The organism is Blastococcus sp. TF02A-30, assembly GCF_003319185.1.
Classification (GTDB): domain Bacteria; phylum Actinomycetota; class Actinomycetes; order Mycobacteriales; family Geodermatophilaceae; genus Blastococcus.
Map to the genome: position 1 here is coordinate 366,083 of NZ_QOHJ01000001.1, position 18,647 is coordinate 384,729.

General features: G+C 74.7%; 20 protein-coding genes. 14 read left to right on the plus strand and 6 right to left on the minus strand.

Annotated features, from left to right (window positions below; translation table 11 throughout):
- The first annotated feature begins 42 nt into the window (after window positions 1-42).
- Both DQ241_RS01700 and DQ241_RS01705 read left to right on the plus strand, forming a co-directional pair.
- Window positions 43-1,095 (plus strand): SRPBCC family protein, encoded by a 1,053-nt coding sequence (locus DQ241_RS01700; protein ID WP_113828420.1) that lies wholly within the window; start codon window positions 43-45, stop codon window positions 1,093-1,095.
- 68 nt (window positions 1,096-1,163) lie between these two features.
- Window positions 1,164-2,693, plus strand: coding sequence for an HNH endonuclease signature motif containing protein (locus DQ241_RS01705; protein ID WP_158545852.1), 1,530 nt, complete (start codon window positions 1,164-1,166; stop codon window positions 2,691-2,693).
- Here DQ241_RS01705 and DQ241_RS01710 read toward each other — a convergent pair.
- From DQ241_RS01710 to DQ241_RS01720, 3 genes are read right to left on the minus strand one after another with little or no spacing between them, the layout of a single operon-like run.
- On the minus strand, window positions 2,690-3,310 hold the full coding sequence (locus DQ241_RS01710) for an alpha/beta family hydrolase (protein WP_113828422.1): 621 nt from the start codon (window positions 3,308-3,310) through the stop codon (window positions 2,690-2,692). The two genes, DQ241_RS01705 and DQ241_RS01710, sit on opposite strands and share 4 nt — an antisense overlap.
- A complete protein-coding gene (locus DQ241_RS01715; protein ID WP_113828423.1) occupies window positions 3,307-3,975 on the minus strand; it encodes an HAD-IA family hydrolase in 669 nt (222 codons plus the stop codon). The genes DQ241_RS01710 and DQ241_RS01715 overlap by 4 nt, the downstream gene beginning before the upstream one ends.
- A complete protein-coding gene (locus DQ241_RS01720) occupies window positions 3,972-4,649 on the minus strand; it encodes a DedA family protein (protein ID WP_113828424.1) in 678 nt (225 codons plus the stop codon). The genes DQ241_RS01715 and DQ241_RS01720 overlap by 4 nt, the downstream gene beginning before the upstream one ends.
- Before the next feature lie 72 nt (window positions 4,650-4,721).
- On the opposite strand from DQ241_RS01720, the gene DQ241_RS01725 reads away from it, so the two are divergent.
- From DQ241_RS01725 to DQ241_RS01740, 4 genes are all read left to right on the plus strand, one after another.
- Window positions 4,722-6,020: an amidohydrolase family protein gene (locus tag DQ241_RS01725; protein WP_113828425.1), complete on the plus strand. Its 1,299-nt coding sequence runs from the start codon at window positions 4,722-4,724 to the stop codon at window positions 6,018-6,020.
- Between the two features lie 85 nt (window positions 6,021-6,105).
- Window positions 6,106-6,459, plus strand: a complete 354-nt coding sequence (locus DQ241_RS01730) for a helix-turn-helix transcriptional regulator (protein ID WP_113828426.1) — start codon at window positions 6,106-6,108, stop codon at window positions 6,457-6,459.
- A complete protein-coding gene (locus tag DQ241_RS01735; RefSeq protein WP_113828427.1) occupies window positions 6,456-6,956 on the plus strand; it encodes an SRPBCC family protein in 501 nt (166 codons plus the stop codon). Before DQ241_RS01730 ends, DQ241_RS01735 begins: the two co-directional genes overlap by 4 nt.
- Window positions 6,957-6,987: 31 nt before the next feature.
- Window positions 6,988-7,470: an SRPBCC family protein gene (locus DQ241_RS01740; RefSeq protein WP_113828428.1), complete on the plus strand. Its 483-nt coding sequence runs from the start codon at window positions 6,988-6,990 to the stop codon at window positions 7,468-7,470.
- 232 nt (window positions 7,471-7,702) lie between these two features.
- On the opposite strand, the gene DQ241_RS01745 is transcribed toward DQ241_RS01740, so the two are convergent.
- Both DQ241_RS01745 and DQ241_RS01750 read right to left on the minus strand, forming a co-directional pair.
- The gene (locus DQ241_RS01745; RefSeq protein WP_113828429.1) at window positions 7,703-8,506 is read right to left on the minus strand and encodes an MBL fold metallo-hydrolase; all 804 of its coding nucleotides are present in this window, start codon (window positions 8,504-8,506) and stop codon (window positions 7,703-7,705) included.
- Between the two features lie 75 nt (window positions 8,507-8,581).
- Complete coding sequence (locus DQ241_RS01750) at window positions 8,582-9,457, minus strand: alpha/beta fold hydrolase (protein WP_113828430.1); 876 nt, start codon at window positions 9,455-9,457, stop codon at window positions 8,582-8,584.
- A gap of 84 nt (window positions 9,458-9,541) precedes the next feature.
- Between DQ241_RS01750 and DQ241_RS01755 the strand changes: the two genes are divergently transcribed.
- From DQ241_RS01755 to DQ241_RS01780, 6 genes are all read left to right on the plus strand, one after another.
- Window positions 9,542-10,021: a MarR family winged helix-turn-helix transcriptional regulator gene (locus DQ241_RS01755; RefSeq protein ID WP_113828431.1), complete on the plus strand. Its 480-nt coding sequence runs from the start codon at window positions 9,542-9,544 to the stop codon at window positions 10,019-10,021.
- Window positions 10,022-10,094: 73 nt separating this feature from the next.
- A complete protein-coding gene (locus DQ241_RS01760; protein WP_113828432.1) occupies window positions 10,095-11,609 on the plus strand; it encodes a TldD/PmbA family protein in 1,515 nt (504 codons plus the stop codon).
- Window positions 11,606-12,994, plus strand: coding sequence for a metallopeptidase TldD-related protein (locus tag DQ241_RS01765; RefSeq protein ID WP_113828433.1), 1,389 nt, complete (start codon window positions 11,606-11,608; stop codon window positions 12,992-12,994). The genes DQ241_RS01760 and DQ241_RS01765 overlap by 4 nt, the downstream gene beginning before the upstream one ends.
- A 235-nt stretch (window positions 12,995-13,229) precedes the next feature.
- On the plus strand, window positions 13,230-13,532 hold the full coding sequence (locus tag DQ241_RS01770) for a hypothetical protein (protein ID WP_113828434.1): 303 nt from the start codon (window positions 13,230-13,232) through the stop codon (window positions 13,530-13,532).
- A 249-nt stretch (window positions 13,533-13,781) separates the two neighbouring features.
- A complete protein-coding gene (locus tag DQ241_RS01775) occupies window positions 13,782-14,801 on the plus strand; it encodes a C40 family peptidase (RefSeq protein ID WP_113828435.1) in 1,020 nt (339 codons plus the stop codon).
- 70 nt (window positions 14,802-14,871) lie between these two features.
- Window positions 14,872-16,338, plus strand: coding sequence for an APC family permease (locus DQ241_RS01780; RefSeq protein WP_113828436.1), 1,467 nt, complete (start codon window positions 14,872-14,874; stop codon window positions 16,336-16,338).
- A gap of 3 nt (window positions 16,339-16,341) precedes the next feature.
- On the opposite strand, the gene DQ241_RS01785 is transcribed toward DQ241_RS01780, so the two are convergent.
- Complete coding sequence (locus tag DQ241_RS01785) at window positions 16,342-16,920, minus strand: YdeI family protein (RefSeq protein ID WP_113828437.1); 579 nt, start codon at window positions 16,918-16,920, stop codon at window positions 16,342-16,344.
- Window positions 16,921-16,984: 64 nt separating this feature from the next.
- On the opposite strand from DQ241_RS01785, the gene DQ241_RS01790 reads away from it, so the two are divergent.
- Both DQ241_RS01790 and DQ241_RS01795 read left to right on the plus strand, forming a co-directional pair.
- Complete coding sequence (locus DQ241_RS01790; RefSeq protein ID WP_113828438.1) at window positions 16,985-17,725, plus strand: histidine phosphatase family protein; 741 nt, start codon at window positions 16,985-16,987, stop codon at window positions 17,723-17,725.
- Complete coding sequence (locus DQ241_RS01795; RefSeq protein ID WP_113828439.1) at window positions 17,706-18,611, plus strand: NAD(P)H-hydrate dehydratase; 906 nt, start codon at window positions 17,706-17,708, stop codon at window positions 18,609-18,611. The genes DQ241_RS01790 and DQ241_RS01795 overlap by 20 nt, the downstream gene beginning before the upstream one ends.
- Window positions 18,612-18,647: the final 36 nt, after the last annotated feature.

Here is an 18,647-nt window from a genome sequence, read left to right on the forward strand (position 1 = left end):
TGGTGGGCCGGACCGGGGCGCAGTGGTCAGAAGGGTCCAGACGTGCAGCTGGAGAACTCGTTCACCGTGCCCGTTCCCGTCGACGAGGCGTGGCGGGTGCTCCTGGACATCGAGCGGATCGCGCCGTGCATGCCCGGAGCCGCGCTGGACTCCGTCGACGGCGACGACTTCACCGGCCGGGTGAAGGTGAAGCTCGGCCCGATCAACCTGACCTACCAGGGCAAGGCGTCCTTCGTCGAGAAGGACGAGGCCGCGCACCGCGCCGTCATCGACGCCCGCGGCAAGGACCAGCGCGGCAACGGCACGGCGGCGGCGATCGTGACCGCGACGCTGGCCGCCGAGGGTGCGATCACGCGGGTCGACGTGCTCACCGACCTGAACATCACCGGCCGCCCGGCCCAGTTCGGCCGCGGCGTCATGACCGACGTCGGCAACAAGCTGCTCGGCCAGTTCGCCGACAAGCTCGCCGCCCAGCTCGGCCAGGGCGAAGCCCAGGGCGACGCGGAGCGCGCCGCGGCCGCGGCCGAGCCGGGTCCCGTGGCGAAGGCCGCGGCCACCGCGACCGGGGCGGTCGAGGAGATCGCCGCGTCCGCCGAGGGGGCCGCCGCCGAGGGCTCCGCGGCGAAGAAGGCGGCCGCCGCGACCAAGAAGGCCGCCGCGAGCGCGACCGAGGCCGTGTCGGAGCCGGCCGCGGAGAAGCCGGCGAAGAAGGCAGCCCCGGCCAAGAAGCAGGCGCCCGCGGCGAAGAAGACCGCGCCCGCGAAGAAGGCGGCGGCCGCCGCTGCGGGGAACGGTGCCGCGGAGCCGGCCGCCCCGCCGGCCCCCGTGACGGCGTCGGTGCCGCGGCCCAGCGGTCCGCCGAGCGGCCCGTCGGCCCCGCCGGCGCGGCCGGCCACCGGGGCGCCGGTGCGGAGCGTGCCCTCGGCCGGACCGCGGCAGATCCAGTCGGCCGAGCCCGAGCCGATCGACCTGCTCGAGGTGGCCGGTGGTGCAGCGGTCAGCCGGTTCGCCCCCGCGATCGGGGTGACCGCCGCGGTCGTGCTCGTCGTCCTGCTGGTCCGGCGGCGGCGCAGGAAGTCCCGCCGTCTCGGCTGACGGGCGGTCTCGGCTGACGGGCACCTGACCAGCGAGAACTGTCGGACCCCCGCCGTAGGTTCGCTCACGTGTTCGACGGAGGTGGGTTCGGGGTCGCCGTGACGGTGGCTCAGCTCGCTGCGCCGTCGAGGCCGGTGGAGCAGCTCCCCGACGGCGTCGTGTCCCGGCCGACCCGCCTCGGCGAGGTCGTCCCCGTGCGCGCGCGGTCCGATGCGGAGCTGGCGGCCGAGCTGCAGCGCGTCGAGCGGGGCGAATCCGCGCTGGCCGCCTACAAGCTCGAGCTCGTCGCCGCGCTCGCCTCCCGCCGACCGGCCGAGCGCGACCTGCCCCAGGGCGCAGCGGGTGCTGCGTCCCCGGACTGGGCACCGGGCCCCGGCAACGCGCCGGCCGAGGGGGTCAGCGAGTTCTTCGCCGACGAGCTGGCGCTGGTGCTGAACTGCTCCCGGTCGTCGGCAACCCGGCTGGCGGATGCGTCCGCCGTGCTCGTCCACGAGCTGCCGACGACGTGGGCGGCGCTGGCCGACGGGCAGCTCGACTGGCCGCGTGCCCGTGCCCTCGCGGCCGAGCTGTCCGAGCCCGCGAGGGAAGTCGAGCCCGCCGTGCTCGCCGCGGTCGAGGCTGCGGTCCTGCCGCGGGCATCCGGGCTGTCCATCCCGGGTCTGCGGGCGCTGGCCCGCAAGGAGCTGATCCAGCGCGATGCTGCGGCCGCCGAACGGCGTCGGCGGCAGGCGGAGAAGGCTGCTGACGTCACCGTCCGGCCGATGCGCGACGGGATGGCGGAGTTCCGGGCGTTCCTGCCGCAGCCGATGGCCGCGGCCCTGCGGGAGACCATCGACGGTTACGCGCGGCTGGCCGAGTCCGCAGGGGAGCCGGGAACCATCGGCCAGTTGCGGACCGGTGTCCTCGCCGACCTGGTGCTGCGCCCGTGGGACAGCAGCCGCCCGCCGGTCACGGCGCACCTGCAGGTCATCGCACCGCTGGGCACGGTGCGCGGCCAGTGCTGCGGCGACGGGGAACCGGCCGAGGTGAACGGTGAACCGATCACCACCGCCCAGCTGCGCGACCTGCTCGAGCAGCTCGACGCGCTCTGCCCGGGCGGCCTGCAGGCCCCCGTCGGCGGCACCCTCCACCTGGCCCTCGTCGATCCGCGCACCGGCGCGCTGCGTGCCACGGTGAGCCGGGCCGAGCTGGAACGGCTGGTCCGCCGTGGGTGCCCCGACCACCCCGACGGTGACTGCGCCTGCCCGGTCCTGGCCCGACCCGGTCCGGTCGACCGCTACCGGCCCAGCGCTGCCCAGCGCCGTTTCCTCGAAGCCCGGGACCGCACCTGCCGGCATCCCGGGTGCCGCAACCGCGCCGGCTGGGCCGACCTCGACCACGTCGTCGCGCACGCCGAGGGCGGGGAGACGGCGTGCGAGAACCTCTGCTGCCTGTGCCGCCGCCATCACCGGCTCAAGACCTTCGCCCCCGGCTGGGTCTTCGCCATGGACCACGACGGCGTGCTCACCGTGACCACCTCCAGCGGCGTCACCCGGGTCACGCGACCGCCAGGTCTCCGCGCACCCGACACCGGGGACGACGACCCGCCGCCGTTCTAGGCCGGGAGCACCTCGGTGAGCCAGGACATCGCCGCGGCGGCCACCAGGCCGGGGTTCTTCCTGAGCGAGTGGTCGCCCGGCACGGCGTAGACCGAGGCGTGCCCGACGCCGGCCAGCGCGGCGGCGACGTCCTCCGGCCGGCCGAAGGCGTCGGTCTCCCCCTGGACCACGACCAGCGGCACCCGCACGCCGGTCAGCTCCGGGGCCCGGCTCTTCTCCGGCCTGCCCGGCGGGTGCAGCGGGAAGGCGAGCGCGAGCACCCCGGCCGCGCCCTCGGCCGCCGCCGTCCGGCAGGCGACCCGCGCCCCGGCGCTGCGGCCGGCCAGCACCAGTCGCCCGGGGAGCCGGTCGGTCAGCCGGAGCCGGTCCAGGACCGCGCCCCACGCCTCGTCCAGCCGCGGTGGGGCGGGCGCGATCTTCTTCCCGGCGACCCGCCACGGCTGGTCCACCCGGTGCACCAGCCAGCCGGCGTCCGCGGCCTCGCCGGCCAGCGCGGCCAGGTCCGCCGATTCCGACCCACCGCCGGCGCCGTGCCCGAGCACCAGGGTCCCGGCCGCGCCGGAGCCGGCGGACAGCACCCGCGCCGGGCCGTGCGGGGTGTCGACGAGGTCGCTCACGCCGGCAGGGCGAGCAGGGCGTCGATCGCACCCGCCAAGTCGCCGGCCTGCACGTGCGGGGCCTCGTAGACGGTCGGGTAGCTGCGCTCGCCGCGCGGGAACCACGCCCCGGTCAGCCCGGCCCGCTGCGCGCCGAGGACGTCCCAGCCGTGCGCCGCCACCAGCGCGAGGCGGTCGGGCGCCACCCCGCAGGAGCCGGCCGCCCACAGGTAGACCTCGCGGGCCGGCTTCCACGCGCGGATCGCCTCGCTGGACAGCGTCGCCGACACCAGCGGCGTGATGCCGCCCCGCTCGAGCGCTGCCTCGGCCACGCCGGGGGAGCCGTGGGACAGCGTCACCACGCGCACGCCCGCCTCGACCAGCCGGCGCAGCGCGGGCTCGACGTCCGGGTGCGGTGCCAGCTCCCCGAACGCGGCGACGACGTCGGCCCGGGCGGCGGGGGAGAGGTCGCTCTCCTGGGCCAGCGCCGCGTCGAAGGCGTCGCGGAACGAGCACCAGGTGCCGGTCACCGTCGCGGCGAACCCGGTGAGCAGCGTCCGGGCGAAGACCGTGCGGAGCAGGTCGGCCGGCTGACCTGCCTCCACCAGGCGGGCCCGCACCGGCGCGAGGTCGAGGAGGGTCTCGTTGACGTCGAAGGCGACGACGTCGGGCCGGGCCCGGGTCATGCCTCGTCGCGCTCGTCGGCCGGCAGGTTCGCCCCGGCCGTCGGCGGGCGGCGCAGCCGCCCGGTGGCCTTCTTCCAGACGAACCAGCCGACGGCGGCGATGACGACCGCCGCGACCACGTAGTCCAGGTAGTGCAGGTTCCGCTCGACGAAGTCGCCCGCGGCCACGCCAAGGCCGATGAGCAGGCTGTTCCAGATCAGGCTTCCGGCCGCGGTGAACACCAGGAACTGCCAGAAGGGCATGCGCACGACGCCCGCGGGCACCGAGATGAAGCTGCGCACGATCGGCACCATGCGGCCGAAGAACACCGCCGAGCGCCCGTGCCGCTCGAACCAGGCGAAGGTCTTGTCCACGTCCTCGGTCTCCACCAGCGGCAGCCGGTCGAGGAACGCGTGCGACCGGCGGGGCCCGAGCGCGCGGCCCACGTAGTAGAAGAAGACCGCCCCGAGGATCGAGCCGAGCGTGGCGAACAGCACCACGGGCACGACCGCCAGGTCGCCGCTGTTGATCAGCACACCGGCGAGCCCGAGCACCGCCTCGCTGGGGATCGGCGGGATGACGGTCTCGGCCAGGATGCTGAGCCCGACGCCGACGGCGCCCAGGTCGCGCACCAGGTCCAGCAGGAAAGCGGTGATCCCACCCTCGTCGGAGGCGGCAGCGGCGAGGAGGTCCATGGGGCCCACGGTATCGGCGCCGCCGGAGCGCTGCCGCGACGCACGGGGGGAGCGGCACTAGCGTCGGCAGGCATGCGCCAGCGCTTCACCGCCCGCGCCGCCGTGGTCGGGGACCGCGCCGGCACCGTCGTCCCCGATGCCGTCGTGGACGTCGACGACGGCCGGATCGGCTACGTCGGCCCGGCCGCGGAGGCACCGGACGCCGGGGACGCCGAGGTGGTCGCCCTCCCCGGCGTCCTCACGCCGGGCCTGGTCAACGCCCACTCGCACGCGCCGATGGTGCTGTTCCGCGGGCAGGGCGAGGGGCTGCCGCTGGAGCGCTGGCTGCGCGAGGTCATGTGGCCGCGGGAGGCCCGGCTCACCCCCGAGGACGTCGAGGTGGCGATGACCGCGGCCTCGGCGGAGATGCTCGGCAACGGCATCACCACCAGCGTGGAGATGTACTTCCACCCGGAGCGGATCGCCGCCGCCGTCGGCGCCACCGGGGCGCGGGCGGTCATCGCCACCCCGCTGCTGCCGCTGCCGGGTCTGCCGCCCATGGAGGAGCAGCTGCGGGCCGCCGTCGCGCTGGCCGCCACGGCGCCCGACGACGGCACCGTCGAGTACGGCCTCGGCCCGCACGCCGCCTACACCGTGCCGCTGCCCCTGCTCGCCGACGCCGCCGCGGCCGCCCGCGAGCACGGCCTGCTGCTGCACCTGCACGTGGCGGAGACCGCCACCGAGGGCGCCGACCTGCTCGCCGCGCACGGGCTGTCGGTCCCGGGGCTGCTGGCGTCCTACGACGTCCTCGGCGGCCGGGTGCTCGGCGCGCACTGCGTGCACATGGACGACGGCGACCTCGACCTCTGGCAGGAGTACGACGTCGCCGTGGCGCACTGCCCGGCCAGCAACGCCAAGCTCGCCAGCGGCGTCGCCCGGCTGCGGGACATGCTCGACCGCGGCATCCGGGTGGGGCTGGGCACCGACGGGCCGGCGTCCAACGACTCGCTCGACCTGCTCGCCGACACCCGGCTCGCCGCCGCCATGGCCCGGCTGGCCGGGCGCTCGGCCACGGCGCTCACCGCCGCGGAGGCGTTCTGGCTGGCGACCGGGGCCTCGGCCGACGCCATCGGCCGGCCCGACCTGGGGCAGCTGGCAGCCGGCCGGCGCGCCGACCTCGTGCACGTCGACACCCGGGACCTGGTCTTCGAGCCGGTCGGCGATCCCGAGGACCTGCTGGCCCACCTGGTGTGGTCGGCCGACGGACGGCACGTGCGCGACGTGTGGGTGGGAGGGGCCCCCGTCGTCCGGGACGGCCGCTCCACCCGCGTCGACGTGGACGTCCTGCGCGCCGACGTCGCCGAGCGGGCCGCGCGCCTCGCCACCGGCTGACGCTTCTTCAACCAAGCGGTTGACAACCGCTGGAGTCCGGTCCTACGGTGTTGTTCAACCGCAAGGTTGAACGAGGAGGACGTGCATGGCGGCGGATCCGCTCTCCCGGGTGTTCTCGGCGCTGGCCGACCCCACCCGGCGGGACATCGTGGCGCGGCTCGCGGTCGCCGACGCCACGGTCAACGAGCTCGCCGCGCCCTACGACGTGACCGTCCAGGCCGTGTCCAAGCACCTCAAGGTGCTCGAGGACGCCGGCCTGGTGAGCCGGAGCCGGGAGGCGCAGCGCCGCCCGGTGCACCTCGAGGCGGAGGTCTTCGACCTCATGACCAAGTGGATCGAGCGCTACCGCCGCCAGGCCGAGGAGCGCTACCGCCGTCTCGACGACGTCCTGCGGTCGATGCCGGACGCCCCGCCCGCCCCTGGAGGAGATCCGTCATGACGAACACCGTGCCCAGCGAGGCCCGGATCACCGCGGACCCCGACGTCCCGCTGATCCGGACCACCCGCGAGTTCGACGCACCGAAGGAGAAGGTGTTCCGGGCGCACGCCGATCCCGACCTCGCCGCCCGGTGGCTGGGGCCGAACGGCACGCGGACCCGGATCGACCGGTGGGAGTGCCGCACCGGGGGCTACTTCCGGTACGTGTCCGTCAACGACGGCGAGGAGTACGGCTCCGGCCAGGAGTTCGCCTTCTTCGGCAGCTTCCACCAGGTCCGGCCCGGCGAGCTGATCGTGCAGACCTTCACCTACGAGGGCGTCCCCGACGGGGTCTTCCTGGAGAGGCTGCACCTGGAGGACATCGGCGGCGGGCGCAGCCGGCTGACCTCCACCTCGCTCTGCGACTCGTTCGCCGATCGCGACGCCATGCTCTCCGGCATGGACGTCGGCGTGCACGAGGGCTACGCCAAGCTCGACGAGCTGCTGGCCCGCGGCTGAGAGTTCCCACCCACCCAGGAGGAGAAGTGGCATGACCAGCACGCAGCACCGCGAGACCCAGATCGTCCTCGACCCCGACGTCCCGCTCGTCCGGATCGTGCGCGAGTTCGACGCCCGGCCCGAGAAGGTCTTCCGGGCGCACGTCGACCCGGAGCTGTTCGCCCGGTGGACCGGCCCGAGGGACATGGAGATCCGGATCGACCGGCACGACTGCCGCACCGGCGGCTCCTACCGGTACGTGATGTCGCAGGACGGCGAGGAGTACGCCTTCAACGGCGCCTTCCACGAGGTGCGGGAGAACGAGCTCATCGTCCAGACGTTCGCCTTCGAGGGAATGCCCGACGACGTCGCCCTGGAGAAGATCGTGCTCGAGGACCTCGGGAACGGGCGCACGCGGCTCACCTCGACGTCGCTGGTCGACTCGTTCGAGGGGCGCGACGGTTTCGTCGCCAGCGGCATGGAGGTCGGCGTGAACGAGGGCTACGAGAAGCTCGACGAGCTGCTGGCCGGCTGACCGGTCAGGCGCCGGCGAGCGTGGCGTCGTCGGTCCAGGCGTAGAGGTGGTCGTCCACCACGACGGCCACCTCTACGCCTGGCACAGGCGGGCCTGCTCGCCGGCGAGGTCGGGCCAGCTGCCGCCGCCGTCGAACGGCATGCCGACGAGCCTGGTCGAGCAGGGGATCCGCCCGCGTCGGGCGGGGCGGTGATCCTCGGCGGCGATCGCGTCCGCCCGGGGGATGACCCGGCTACGCGCGCAGGCTGATCGTCTCGCCGCGGTGCACCGTGCGCAGCTCGCCCGGAAGGCGGCGGCGCCGCACCTCCGCGACGAAGTCGCCGAGCGGGGACTTGAAGCGGTCGTAGTCGTCGAAGTGGATCGGCACGGTCACCGGCGGCTTGAGCAGCTCCACGAGGTCCGCGCCCTGGCGGTCGTCCATCGTCACCGTGAGGCCCAGTGCCTTGGTGCCGCCGAGGTGCGGGATGACCACGTCCAGCGGTCCGCACCGCTCCAGCACCTCGCCCAGGAACGGGCGGTAGAGGGTGTCGCCGGTGATGTAGCCGCGCCAGGAGACCGCGTCGCCGCGCACCAGCTCCAGCACGCTGCCCATGACGGGCGGCAGGACCTTCGCCAGCGGGCCCGGGCCGTGCACGCCCGGCACCGAGGTGATGCGCAGCTCGTCGTCGCCGGAGGCCAGCACGTGCTGCTGCCACGGCTTCAGGTCCGACGTGGCGGCGAAGCCCTTGCGCTCCAGCGCCCGGGCCGCCTCCTGCGTGGTCACCAGCGGCGTCGCCTTGTCCAGGTACCGCGTGGCGATGTCGTCCCAGTGGTCGCCGTGCAGGTGGCTGAGCAGGATCGCGTCCAGCGGTGGCAGCTGGGTCGGCTGCAGCGCGGGGTCGGTGAGCCGCTTCGTCCAGAGCCCCTTGCCCAGGTAGGCGCGCTGCCCCCGGTGCAGGAAGCTCGGGTCGGTCAGCAGCGTGAACGGCCCCAGGTGGAGCAGCGTGGTCGCGTTGCCGCCGAAGGTGAGGGTGACGTCGTCCGCTGGTGCGGTCATGGCGGCGGGCTACCCCCCGGCGACCGGTCCCCAACCCCGGGAGGACGAGGCGGCGCGGCTCGCGGGCGGTCCCGCTCAGGCGGCATCGATCCGTCCCCAGAAGTCGAGCAGGGCCGTCGCCAGCCGGTCGGGGGCCTCCAGGGCGACGTGGTGACCGACCCCGTCGAGCTGCACGGTCGCGACCTCCCCGGTGGTCACCTGCCGCATGGTCGAGGCGGTGAACGCCCCGCCGCCGGCCCCGACGGCCAGCACGGGCATCGTCAGCGGACGCGCCGTGACGAGTTCCCGGACGTCGTCGCCCTCGGCCAGCATCGAGCGGTAGAGCCCGGCTGCGCCACGCCAGCCGTTCGGGCGGGAGTACGTGCGGGTGAGCTCGCCGACGTCGGCCCGGGTGACCGCCCCGGGCACGGCCGTCATGGCCGGGAACCACATCCGGCCGAGGAACTCCTCTTCCCGCCCGGCCAGCAGCAGCTCCGGGACGCCCGGTGCGGCGAGGGCGCCGATGTGCCAGGAGCCGCCGTGCGTCACGTCGGCCAGCCCCTCCAGCCCGAAGCCGGGCAGCCCCATCTCGATCGCGGTCAGGCTGCGGACGTCCTCCGGGTGGCACGCCGCCAGCCGGACGACCGCGGCCCCGCTGATGTCCTGTGCCGCCAGGTGCACCGGACCGAGGCCGAGCTGCCCGATGAGCTGGTGCAGGTCCTCGGCCGAGTCGGCGCTCCCGTGGCCGGGGCAGTCGAGCCCCGAGTCGCCGAACCCCCGGAGGTCGACCGCCAGCACCCGGTGCCGGGCGGCCAGCAAGGGGACCAGCCGGTGGAAGGTCCACCACGTCTCGGGGAAGCCGTGGACCAGCAGGACCGGTGAGCCGGTCGAGCCCGCCGCGACCCAGTGGATCGTCGTTCCGTTGACCGGGGCGGTGTGATGGGTGACGACGGGTAGAGCGGGACCGCTCATGACAGCTCCTCAGTTGGACAACCTGGTTGTCCTTCACAGTAGACAACCAGGTTGTCGAACGCCAGGGGCTCCTACCCTCCTCCCATGTCCCGGTCCGGCGCCGACCTCGCGCTGCTCCTGCTGAGCGGCTACCGCTCGCTCGTCGACGCCACCACCGACGAGCTGGCCGCGCAGGGGTTCGCCGACTTCCGCCCGGTCCACGAGTTCGCGATGCGCGCCATCGCTGCCGGGGCCGACAACGCCTCGGAGCTCGGCCGGCGCCTGTCGGTCTCCAAGCAGGCGGCGGCCAAGGTGATCGCCGTCCTGCTCGACCGCGGCTACGTCACGCGCGACGCCGATCCCCGCGACGCGCGGCGCAAGCGCCTGCAGCTGACCCCGCTGGGGGCGTCGGTCCTCCGGCAGGGGGAGGCCGTGCTGCAGGCGCGGCGCGAGGAGTGGGCCCGCCGGATCGGCGCCGCGGAGCTCGCTGCCCTCGAGGAGCGGCTGTCCGTGCTCGTCGGGGACGCGGTCGTCCGCCCGGGGGCTCCCGCCTGGCGCGGCGACGACCCCGCGGAGGCGCGGTGACGCGCGGGACCGATCCGTAGCGGGGCGAAGTATCCCGTCGTGCCGGGCGGGACGGGCTGGTAGACACAGCCGCGTGCCACAGACCCGCGCGATCGACGAGTCCTTCCTCGCGCTCCCGCTGTCCGCGCTCACCGACGCCGCCCTGACCCGGGCGGTCGACCTCGGCTGCGAGCACGCCGACATCCGGGTGGAGCGCATCCGCACGCAGGTGATCAGCCTGCGCGACGCCCGTCCCGAGGCGTTCTCCGACGCCGAGGACCTCGGCCTCGCGGTGCGGGTCGTCCACGAGGGCACCTGGGGCTTCGCCGCCGGCGTCGTCCTCACCGCGGCGGAGGCCGTGCGCCTGGCCGAGGAGGCCATCGCGGTGGCCACGGTGTCGGCGGCGGTGAACAGCGACCGGGTGGAGCTGGCGCCCGAGCCCGTGTACCGCGACGTCGAGTACGTCTCGGCCTACGACGTCGACCCGTTCGCCGTGCCCGACGCCGAGAAGACGGCGCTGCTCACGGAGTTCTCCGAGCAGCTCATGGCCGCCGACGGGGTCGAGCACGTCCAGGCCACGTGCATGCTGGTCAAGGAGCAGAAGTACTACGCCGACACCGCCGGCACCCGCACCCGCCAGCAGCGCATCCGGCTGCACCCGGAGTTCACGGCGCTGACCGTCGACCGCGCCACCGGCTCGTTCGAGAGCATGCGCACCCTCGCCCCGCCGGTCGGCCGCGGCTGGGAGTACCTGACCGGCACCGGCTGGGACTGGCGCGCCGAGCTGGCCGAGATCCCCGAGCTGCTGCGGGAGAAGACCAAGGCGCCGTCGGTGCAGGCCGGCCGCTACGACCTGGTGGTCGACCCGTCGAACATGTGGCTGACCATCCACGAGTCGATCGGCCACGCCACCGAGCTGGACCGCGCCCTGGGCTACGAGGCGGCCTACGCCGGCACCTCGTTCGCGACCGTGGACAAGCTCGGCACCCTGCAGTACGGCTCGCCGCTGATGAACGTCACGGGCGACCGCACCGCCCTGCACGGCCTGTCCACGGTGGGCTGGGACGACGAGGGCGTGGCCGCCCAGCAGTGGGACATCGTCAAGGACGGCGTGCTCGTCGGCTACCAGGTCGACCGGAACATGGCCCGGCTGCGCGGGATGGAGCGCTCCAACGGCTGCTCGTTCGCCGACTCCCCGGGCCACGTGCCGGTGCAGCGGATGGCCAACGTGTCGCTGCAGCCCGCGCCCGACGGGCCGTCGACCGAGGAGATCATCGGCGGCGTCGAGCGCGGCATCTTCGTGGTCGGCGACAAGAGCTGGTCGATCGACATGCAGCGCTACAACTTCCAGTTCACCGGCCAGCGGTTCTACCGGATCGAGGGCGGGAAGCTCGCCGGTCAGCTCAAGGACGTCGCCTACCAGGCGACGACGACGGACTTCTGGGGCTCGATGCGGGTCGTCGGCGGCCCGCAGACCTACGTGCTCGGCGGCGCCTTCAACTGCGGCAAGGCCCAGCCCGGCCAGACCGCCGCGGTGAGCCACGGCTGCCCCAGCGCGCTGTTCGAGAACGTCACCATCCTGAACACCGTCCAGGAGGCCGGCCGATGACCTACCAGCGCCCGCAGGACGTCGTCGAGAAGGCGCTGGCCGCCTCCACCGCCGACGGTCAGATCGCGTTCGTCGTCGAGGGCTCCGAGGCGAACCTGCGGTGGGCGGGCAACAGCCTCACCACCAACGGGGCGATGCGCTCGCGGCGCGTGGTCGTCGTCTCCTTCGTCGACGGCGGCGCCGGCATGGCCGCCGGCACCGTGACCCGCTCGGGGACGCCGGACATCGCCGAGCTGGTGGCCGCCAGCGAGCAGGCCGCCCGCGACGCCGGGCCGGCCGAGGACGCGATGCCGCTGATCTCCGAGACCCCGCCCGGCGCCGGCGACTGGGACGCCGACCCCGCCGAGACGTCGATCGGGGTGTTCGCCGACTTCGCCCCCGCGCTCGGCGAGGCGTTCGGCGAGGCGCGCGACCGGGACGAGCTGCTGTTCGGGTTCGCCGAGCACCAGATGTCCTCGACGTACCTGGGCAGCTCCACGGGGCTGCGGCTGCGGCACGACCAACCCACGGGCCGGGTGGAGCTCAACGGCAAGAGCCCCGACTTCAGCCGGTCGGTGTGGTCGGGGGTCAGCACCCGCGACTTCCGCGACGTCTCCGTGGCCGGCATGGCCCGCGAGGTGGAGCAGAAGCTGGCCTGGTCCAGGCGCCGCATCGACCTGCCGGCCGGCCGCTACGAGACGCTGCTGCCGCCGTCGGCGGTCAGCGACCTCATGGTCTACCTCTACTGGACGATGGAGGCCCGGGACGCCGACGAGGGCCGCAACGTCTTCGCCAAGGCCGGCGGTGGCAACCGGATCGGCGAGCGGCTGGCCGCGCTGCCGCTCACCCTGCGCAGCGACCCGTTCGAGCCCGGCCTGGAGACGGCACCGTTCCAGGTGACCGGGTCATCGTCGGGGTCGGCCTCCGTCTTCGACAACGGGATGGCCACCCCCGCGATCGACTGGCTGACGGGTGGCGTCCTCACCAACCTCGTGCGGCCGCGGGCCTGGGCGCTGAAGACCACCGCGCCGGCCACCGCCGCCGTCGACAACCTCGTGCTCGAGGACCCCACCGCCACGCAGACCCCGGCGGAGATGGTCGCGGCCACCGAGCGGGGGCTCCTGCTCACCTGCCTCTGGTACATCCGCGAGGTCGACCCGCAGACGCTGCTGCTCACCGGGCTCACCCGCGACGGCGTCTTCCTCGTGGAGAACGGCGAGGTGACCGGCGCGGTGAACAACTACCGGTTCAACGAGTCCCCGGTCGACCTGCTGGGCCGCGCGGTGCAGGCCTCCCGCACCGAGCGCACGCTGCCCCGCGAGTGGAACGACTGGTTCACCCGGGCAGCCATGCCGATGCTGCGCGTGCCGGACTTCAACATGAGCTCGGTGTCGCCGGCCAGCTGAACCCTGCGACCGTTGTGACGGAAGTGGTCCGGGCGTCCCGTTCGACAACCGGCGTGGTGCTTCCTGGCGAGAACTGACGGCGACGACGCGGACATGTCGACTTACCGTGAGTGCACCAACAACTACGGGGCGGAACGCTTTACCCGCACCGGGATTCTGCCGAAACCTCTTCCGTAGCTGTTCTTCCGCACAACGCACGCGGGCCCGGGACCCCGGGCCGTCGAGGGGAGCTCCCGTGAGCCGGAGTCGCAAGCCGTCCGTCTTCCAGATCGGCAAGGTCCGGGACGACGGCCACACCGTGGTCATCTCCGGCTGGGGCCTGGGCCTGTGTGCCTCGGCCTGCGCCTGCCACCGCCACCCGTCCGCCGGATCGCTCGCGATCGCCGAGGACCAGGCCGGCGGCCGCCTCGGGCTGGTCTCCTACGCCGAGAACGGCTGCGACTGCTGCGAGGCGTGGACCGCCGACGAGCTCTCCGCCGTCCTCCGCGACTTCCAGGCCATCGCCGGCCTCCAGGCGCAGGAGCCCCTCGCCGGCTGACCGCGCACCGACCACGGCGACGGCGCCGCACTCCACGGGGGTGCGGCGCCGTCGTCGTCTCCTGCTCTCGGTACCGGGAGCTGGGGTGGGTGGCAACCGCTGGGGCGGGTGTGACGGGCGAGGCGGCTCTCGACCGTCCGTTCGCGCGGCCTCCATCACGTCTCGGCAACGCCTGCCTACGGTCCGTGCTGACGCGCATCGAACAGCGCCCCTTCCCCGGGCGCCGGCGCAGCCGAACGGAGGGCCGACGTGCAGGTCTCGCGCACGACTCCCCGGCGCCGCTCGCGCGCCGCGCTCGTCCTGAGCACCGCGCTGATCGCCGCCGCCACCGGGCTCCTGGCGCCGGGCACCGCCGGCGCGGTCCCGGGCACCGCCGCCGAGGCGAGCGCCCTCATGCGGGAGACCGCCCAGCAGCTGAGCGCCGTCGACGAGCAGGTGCACGAGGCCGAGCTGCTCGTCGCCGAGCAGCAGCGGCAGGCCGACGCGTCCGCCGCCCAGGCCGCCGCGGCGCAGCAGGCGCTGGCCACCTACGAGCCGCAGCTGCGGGCCATCGCCCAGAACGGCTACACCGGCCAGACGCAGTCGCGCGTCGCCGCCTTCCTCACCAGCGCCTCGGCCGACGAGCTGGTCACGAAGATGACCACGCTCGACCTCATCGCCAACCACACGAACGGCCTCATCGCAGAGGTCGCCGTCGTGAAGGCGGCCGCCGACCAGGCGCAGGCCGCCGCCGACGAGGCCGCCGCCACCGCCCGCGCGGGCCTGGAGCAGCTCACCGCGCAGAAGGCCGACCTGGAGCAGAAGGCCGCGGCCTACCAGGCCGACTTCGCCCGGCTCTCCGCCGCCGAGCAGGCCGCGGTGAACAACACCGTCGCCGGCCGCTCGCTGGCCGCGCCCCGCGACCTGCCGATGCCCCCCGGCGCGGCCGGTGTCGCGATCCAGACCGCGCTGTCGAAGGTCGGCGCGCGGTACGTGAGCGGCGGCTCGGGCCCCGACGTCTTCGACTGCTCGGGCCTGACCATGTACGCCTACGCCGCCGCCGGCATCTCGCTGCCGCACTCGAGCCGCGCGCAGTCCACGCTGGGCACCCAGGTGACCCGCGCCGAGCTGCAGCCCGGTGACCTGGTCTTCTTCTACAACCCGATCAGCCACGTGGGCCTCTACATCGGCAACGGGATGATGGTGCACGCCCGCACCTACGGCGTCCCGCTGTCGGTGACCAGCGTCGACCAGAGCGGCTTCCGCTGGGGCGTCCGCCTCCCCGGCTGACCCGCCCGACGGCGCGCGACGGGGATCTGGACAATCGCCGCGTGACCGCTTCGCTGATGCGACGCCGCGGGTGACCGCGGCCGCTCCCGCCGTCCCGACCGGCGCCACCCTCCGCCCCGACGCCGTCGGCTTCCTCGACAGCCTCGTCATCGGCCTCGCGGCCACCTCGCCGGCCTACTCGCTGGCTGCCGTCCTCGGCCCGATCGTCGCCCTGGTCGGGGTGCACGCCCCGGGCGTGCTGCTCGTGTCCTTCCTGCCGATGCTGCTCATCGCCGGGGCGTTCGCGGCGCTCAACCGCGCCGACCCCGACTGCGGGACGACGTTCTCCTGGGTCACCCGGGCGCTGGGCCCGTGGGCCGGGTGGATCGGCGGCTGGGCGATCACGATGACCGGCGTCCTCGTGCTGGGGTCGCTGGCCGAGGTCGGCGTCCGGTTCACCCTGCTGGCCGTCGGGCTCGACGGCTGGGCGGCGTCCACGCCCGCGGTGATGGGCCTGTCGGTGCTGCTCATCGTGGTCATGGCCGCGATCTGCGTGCGCGGCACGGAGCTGTCCGCGCGGCTGCAGAACGGGCTGATCGTGGCGCAGACCGTGGCGCTGAGCGTCTTCGCCGTCGTGGCGGTCGTCCGCGGGGTGTCCGGCGACAGCCCGTTCGGCGGGCTCACCCCCGACTGGAGCTGGCTGGACCCGTTCGGCTCCGGCGGCGCGGCGCTCACCGGCGGCCTGCTGCTCGGCGTCTTCGCGTTCTGGGGCTGGGAGTCGGCGGTCAACCTCACCGAGGAGACCCGCGACCCGCTCCGGGCCCCCGGGCGCGCCGGCGTGTGGTCGACCGTCGTCCTGCTGCTCACCTACCTCGGCGTCGCGACCGCGGTGGTCTCCTTCGCCGGCACCGGGTGGCTGGCCGGCAACGCCGACGAGGAGGAGGCGGTGTTCGCGCTGCTGTCCGGGCAGGCCATGGGCGGCTGGGACTGGGTGGTGCTGCTCGCCGTCGCCACCTCGGCCATCGCCTCGACCCAGACGACGATCATCCCGGCGTCCCGGACCGGCCTGTCGATGGCCCGCCGCGCCGCGCTGCCCGCCCGGTTCGGCTCGATCACGCCCGCGCACCGCACGCCCGACGTCTCCACCTGGTGGGTCGCCGGGGTGGGGGTGGCGTGGTACCTGGGCGTCGGGGCGATCAGCGAGAACGCGCTGTTCGACTCGATCACCGGGCTGTCGCTGCTGATCGCGCTGTACTACGCGCTCACCGGCATCGCCTGCGCCGTCTGGTTCCGCCGCCGGCTGACCCGCAGCGTCCGCGAGTTCCTGCTGCTCGGGGTCGGCCCGCTGCTGGGGGCCGGCATGCTGGTCTGGCTGCTCGTGCTCTCGGTGCGCGACCTGGCTGACCCGGCCAACTCCTACACCGGGCAGGCGTGGTTCGGCCTCGGCCCGCCGCTGGTCATCGGGGTGGCGGTGATGCTGGCCGGCGTCGTCCTCATGCTGGCCTGGCGGCGGCGCGACGCGCGTTTCTGGCAGGAGCGGGCCTCGCTCGCCCCCTGACCGTCAGTGGTGGGTGCGGCCCTCGCGCAGCATCGCGACGGCGGCGGCGATCCGCTTCGCCCGCGTCTGCGGGGTGTGCGCGGTCTGCACCCGCCACAGGACGGCGTACCGGTTCTGCCCGGTGAGGCCGTCGAAGGCGGCGCGGGCGGCCGGCTCGGCGTCCAGGGCGGCCGCGAGGTCGTCGGGCACGGTGATGGTGGCCGGGCCGGCGTAGGCCCGCTCCCAGCGGCCGTCGGCCTTGGCCGCCTCGACCGCGGCCAGCCCCGCCGGGCGCACCCGGCCCTCGGCGACCAGCCGCTCCACCGTCTCGACGTTCTTCAGCGACCAGACGCTCTTCTTCCGGCGCGGGGTGATGCGCTGCACGTACCAAGTGTCGTCGAGCCGGTTGGCCCGCCCGTCGATCCAGCCGAAGCACAGCAGCACCTCGACCATCCCGGCCCAGTCGACCGAGGGGATGCCGGTGCCCTTCTTGGCGATCCTCACGTAGAGGCCCGGGGCGGTGCCGTGGTTCTCCTCCAGCCACGCCTCGAGCGCCGCGGCGTCGGCGAAGGCCAGGACGGGCAGGTCGGTGGGCTCGGTCACGGCGTCATCCTCCCCGCGGGGGCCGACGGTTTCGCCGGGCAGCCGCGGGGCTACCCGCGTCCGGGTGAGCGATCGGGGACCGGGGCCGTCGGTGGTGTGGCTCGTCCGCCACGGCGAGAGCACGGGCAACGTCGCCGACGCGCAGGCGCAGGCGATCGGCGCCGGCCGCCTCGAGCTCGACGTCCGCGATCCCGACGTCCCGCTCTCCGACACCGGCCGCGCCCAGGCCGAGGCCCTGGGCCGGCACTTCGCCGCCCTGCCCGAGGACCAGCGGCCGACCGCCGTGCTCAGCTCCCCGTTCGCCCGCGCGCTGACCACCGCGCAGCTGGCCACCGCGGGCCTCGGCGTCCGGGTGCGCACCGACGAGCGGCTGCGCGAGCGCGACTTCGGCGCCTTCGACGGGATGACCGGCACGGGCATCCGCGAGCACTTCCCGGACGAGGCGCGGCGGCGCGACCTGCTCGGCAAGTTCTACTACCGGCCGCCCGGCGGCGAGAGCTGGGCCGACGTCGCGCTGCGGCTGCGCAGCCTGCTGGCCACCGAGGGGCTGCGGCACGACTGCGAGCGGCTGGTGGTGGTCGCCCACCAGGCGGTGATCATGGTCTTCCGCTACGTCCTGGAGGAGCTGACCGAGCAGGAGCTCCTGGCCGTCGACCGGGACGAGCGGGTCGCGAACGCCTCGTTCACCCGGTACGAGATGGACGACGCCGGCGACCTGCGGCTCGCGGAGTTCAACGTCGTCGACCACCTGGTCGCCGCCGACGAGGACGTCACCGAGGAGCCCGATGCCGCACCACGCCCCTGACCAGCGGCGCCCCGACCCGACGCCGGTCACGCCCGACCTCCTCCGCGGGTGGGCGCTGCCCGAGCCCGCCGGGGACAAGAACTCCCGCGGCTCGATCCTCGTGATCGGCGGGAGCACCGAGACCCTGGGGGCGGTGCTGCTCGCCGCGGAGGCCGCCATGCGGGCCGGCGCCGGGAAGCTGCAGGTCGCCACCGTGGCCTCCCGGGCCGCCGTCGCGGCCGCGGCGCTCCCCGAGGCGCTCGTCCGCGCGCTGCCCGAGACCGGCGACGGCGCGATCAGCCCCGACGCTGCCGCCGACGTCCGCGACCTGGCCGAGAACGCCGGTGCGGTGCTGATCGGGCCGGGGATGGCCGACGAGGAGGCGACCCGCGTCCTCGGCGAGCGGCTGCTGCCGCACCTGCGCGGCCCGGTGGCGCTCGACGCCCTGGGCCTGGCCGCGGTCACCGCCGACACCACCTGCCTGCACCACCTCGAGGGCCGGGCGGTGCTCACGCCGAACCCGACCGAGATGGCGTTCGCCCTGCACGTCGAGGACGACGAGGTCGAGGCCGCTCCCGCACGGGCGACGGCGGACCTGGCCGAGCGCGCCCGCGTGGTGGTGGGGCTGGGCGGGGCGACGTCGTGGATCGCCACCCCGGACGGCCGGATGTGGCAGGACGACAGCGGCAACGCCGGGCTGGGCGTCTCCGGCTCGGGCGACGTCCGGGCCGGGATCACCGGCGGGCTGCTGGCGCGCGGCGCCGACCCGGCCCAGGCCGCGGTCTGGGCCGCCTGGCTGCACGGCCGGACGGGGGAGCGGCTGGCGTCGTCGGTTGGCCGGCTGGGCTTCCTGGCCCGGGAGCTGCCGGCGGAGGTGCCCCGGGCGCTGCAGGAGGTCGCCCCGTGAGCGCCCCGGCGGCCCGCGTACGTTGATCCGGACCAG

Excerpts from the sequence above, each read along its gene's own strand:
- DQ241_RS01715 (WP_113828423.1), bottom strand. The coding sequence starts at position 3,975 with ATGACCCGGGCCCGGCCCGACGTCGTCGCCTTCGACGTCAACGAGACC.
- DQ241_RS01720 (WP_113828424.1), bottom strand. The coding sequence starts at position 4,649 with ATGGACCTCCTCGCCGCTGCCGCCTCCGACGAGGGTGGGATCACCGCT.
- DQ241_RS01725 (WP_113828425.1), top strand. The coding sequence starts at position 4,722 with ATGCGCCAGCGCTTCACCGCCCGCGCCGCCGTGGTCGGGGACCGCGCC.
- DQ241_RS01730 (WP_113828426.1), top strand. The coding sequence starts at position 6,106 with ATGGCGGCGGATCCGCTCTCCCGGGTGTTCTCGGCGCTGGCCGACCCC.
- DQ241_RS01735 (WP_113828427.1), top strand. The coding sequence starts at position 6,456 with ATGACGAACACCGTGCCCAGCGAGGCCCGGATCACCGCGGACCCCGAC.
- DQ241_RS01740 (WP_113828428.1), top strand. The coding sequence starts at position 6,988 with ATGACCAGCACGCAGCACCGCGAGACCCAGATCGTCCTCGACCCCGAC.
- DQ241_RS01745 (WP_113828429.1), bottom strand. The coding sequence starts at position 8,506 with ATGACCGCACCAGCGGACGACGTCACCCTCACCTTCGGCGGCAACGCG.
- DQ241_RS01750 (WP_113828430.1), bottom strand. The coding sequence starts at position 9,457 with ATGAGCGGTCCCGCTCTACCCGTCGTCACCCATCACACCGCCCCGGTC.
- DQ241_RS01755 (WP_113828431.1), top strand. The coding sequence starts at position 9,542 with ATGTCCCGGTCCGGCGCCGACCTCGCGCTGCTCCTGCTGAGCGGCTAC.
- DQ241_RS01765 (WP_113828433.1), top strand. The coding sequence starts at position 11,606 with ATGACCTACCAGCGCCCGCAGGACGTCGTCGAGAAGGCGCTGGCCGCC.
- DQ241_RS01795 (WP_113828439.1), top strand. The coding sequence starts at position 17,706 with ATGCCGCACCACGCCCCTGACCAGCGGCGCCCCGACCCGACGCCGGTC.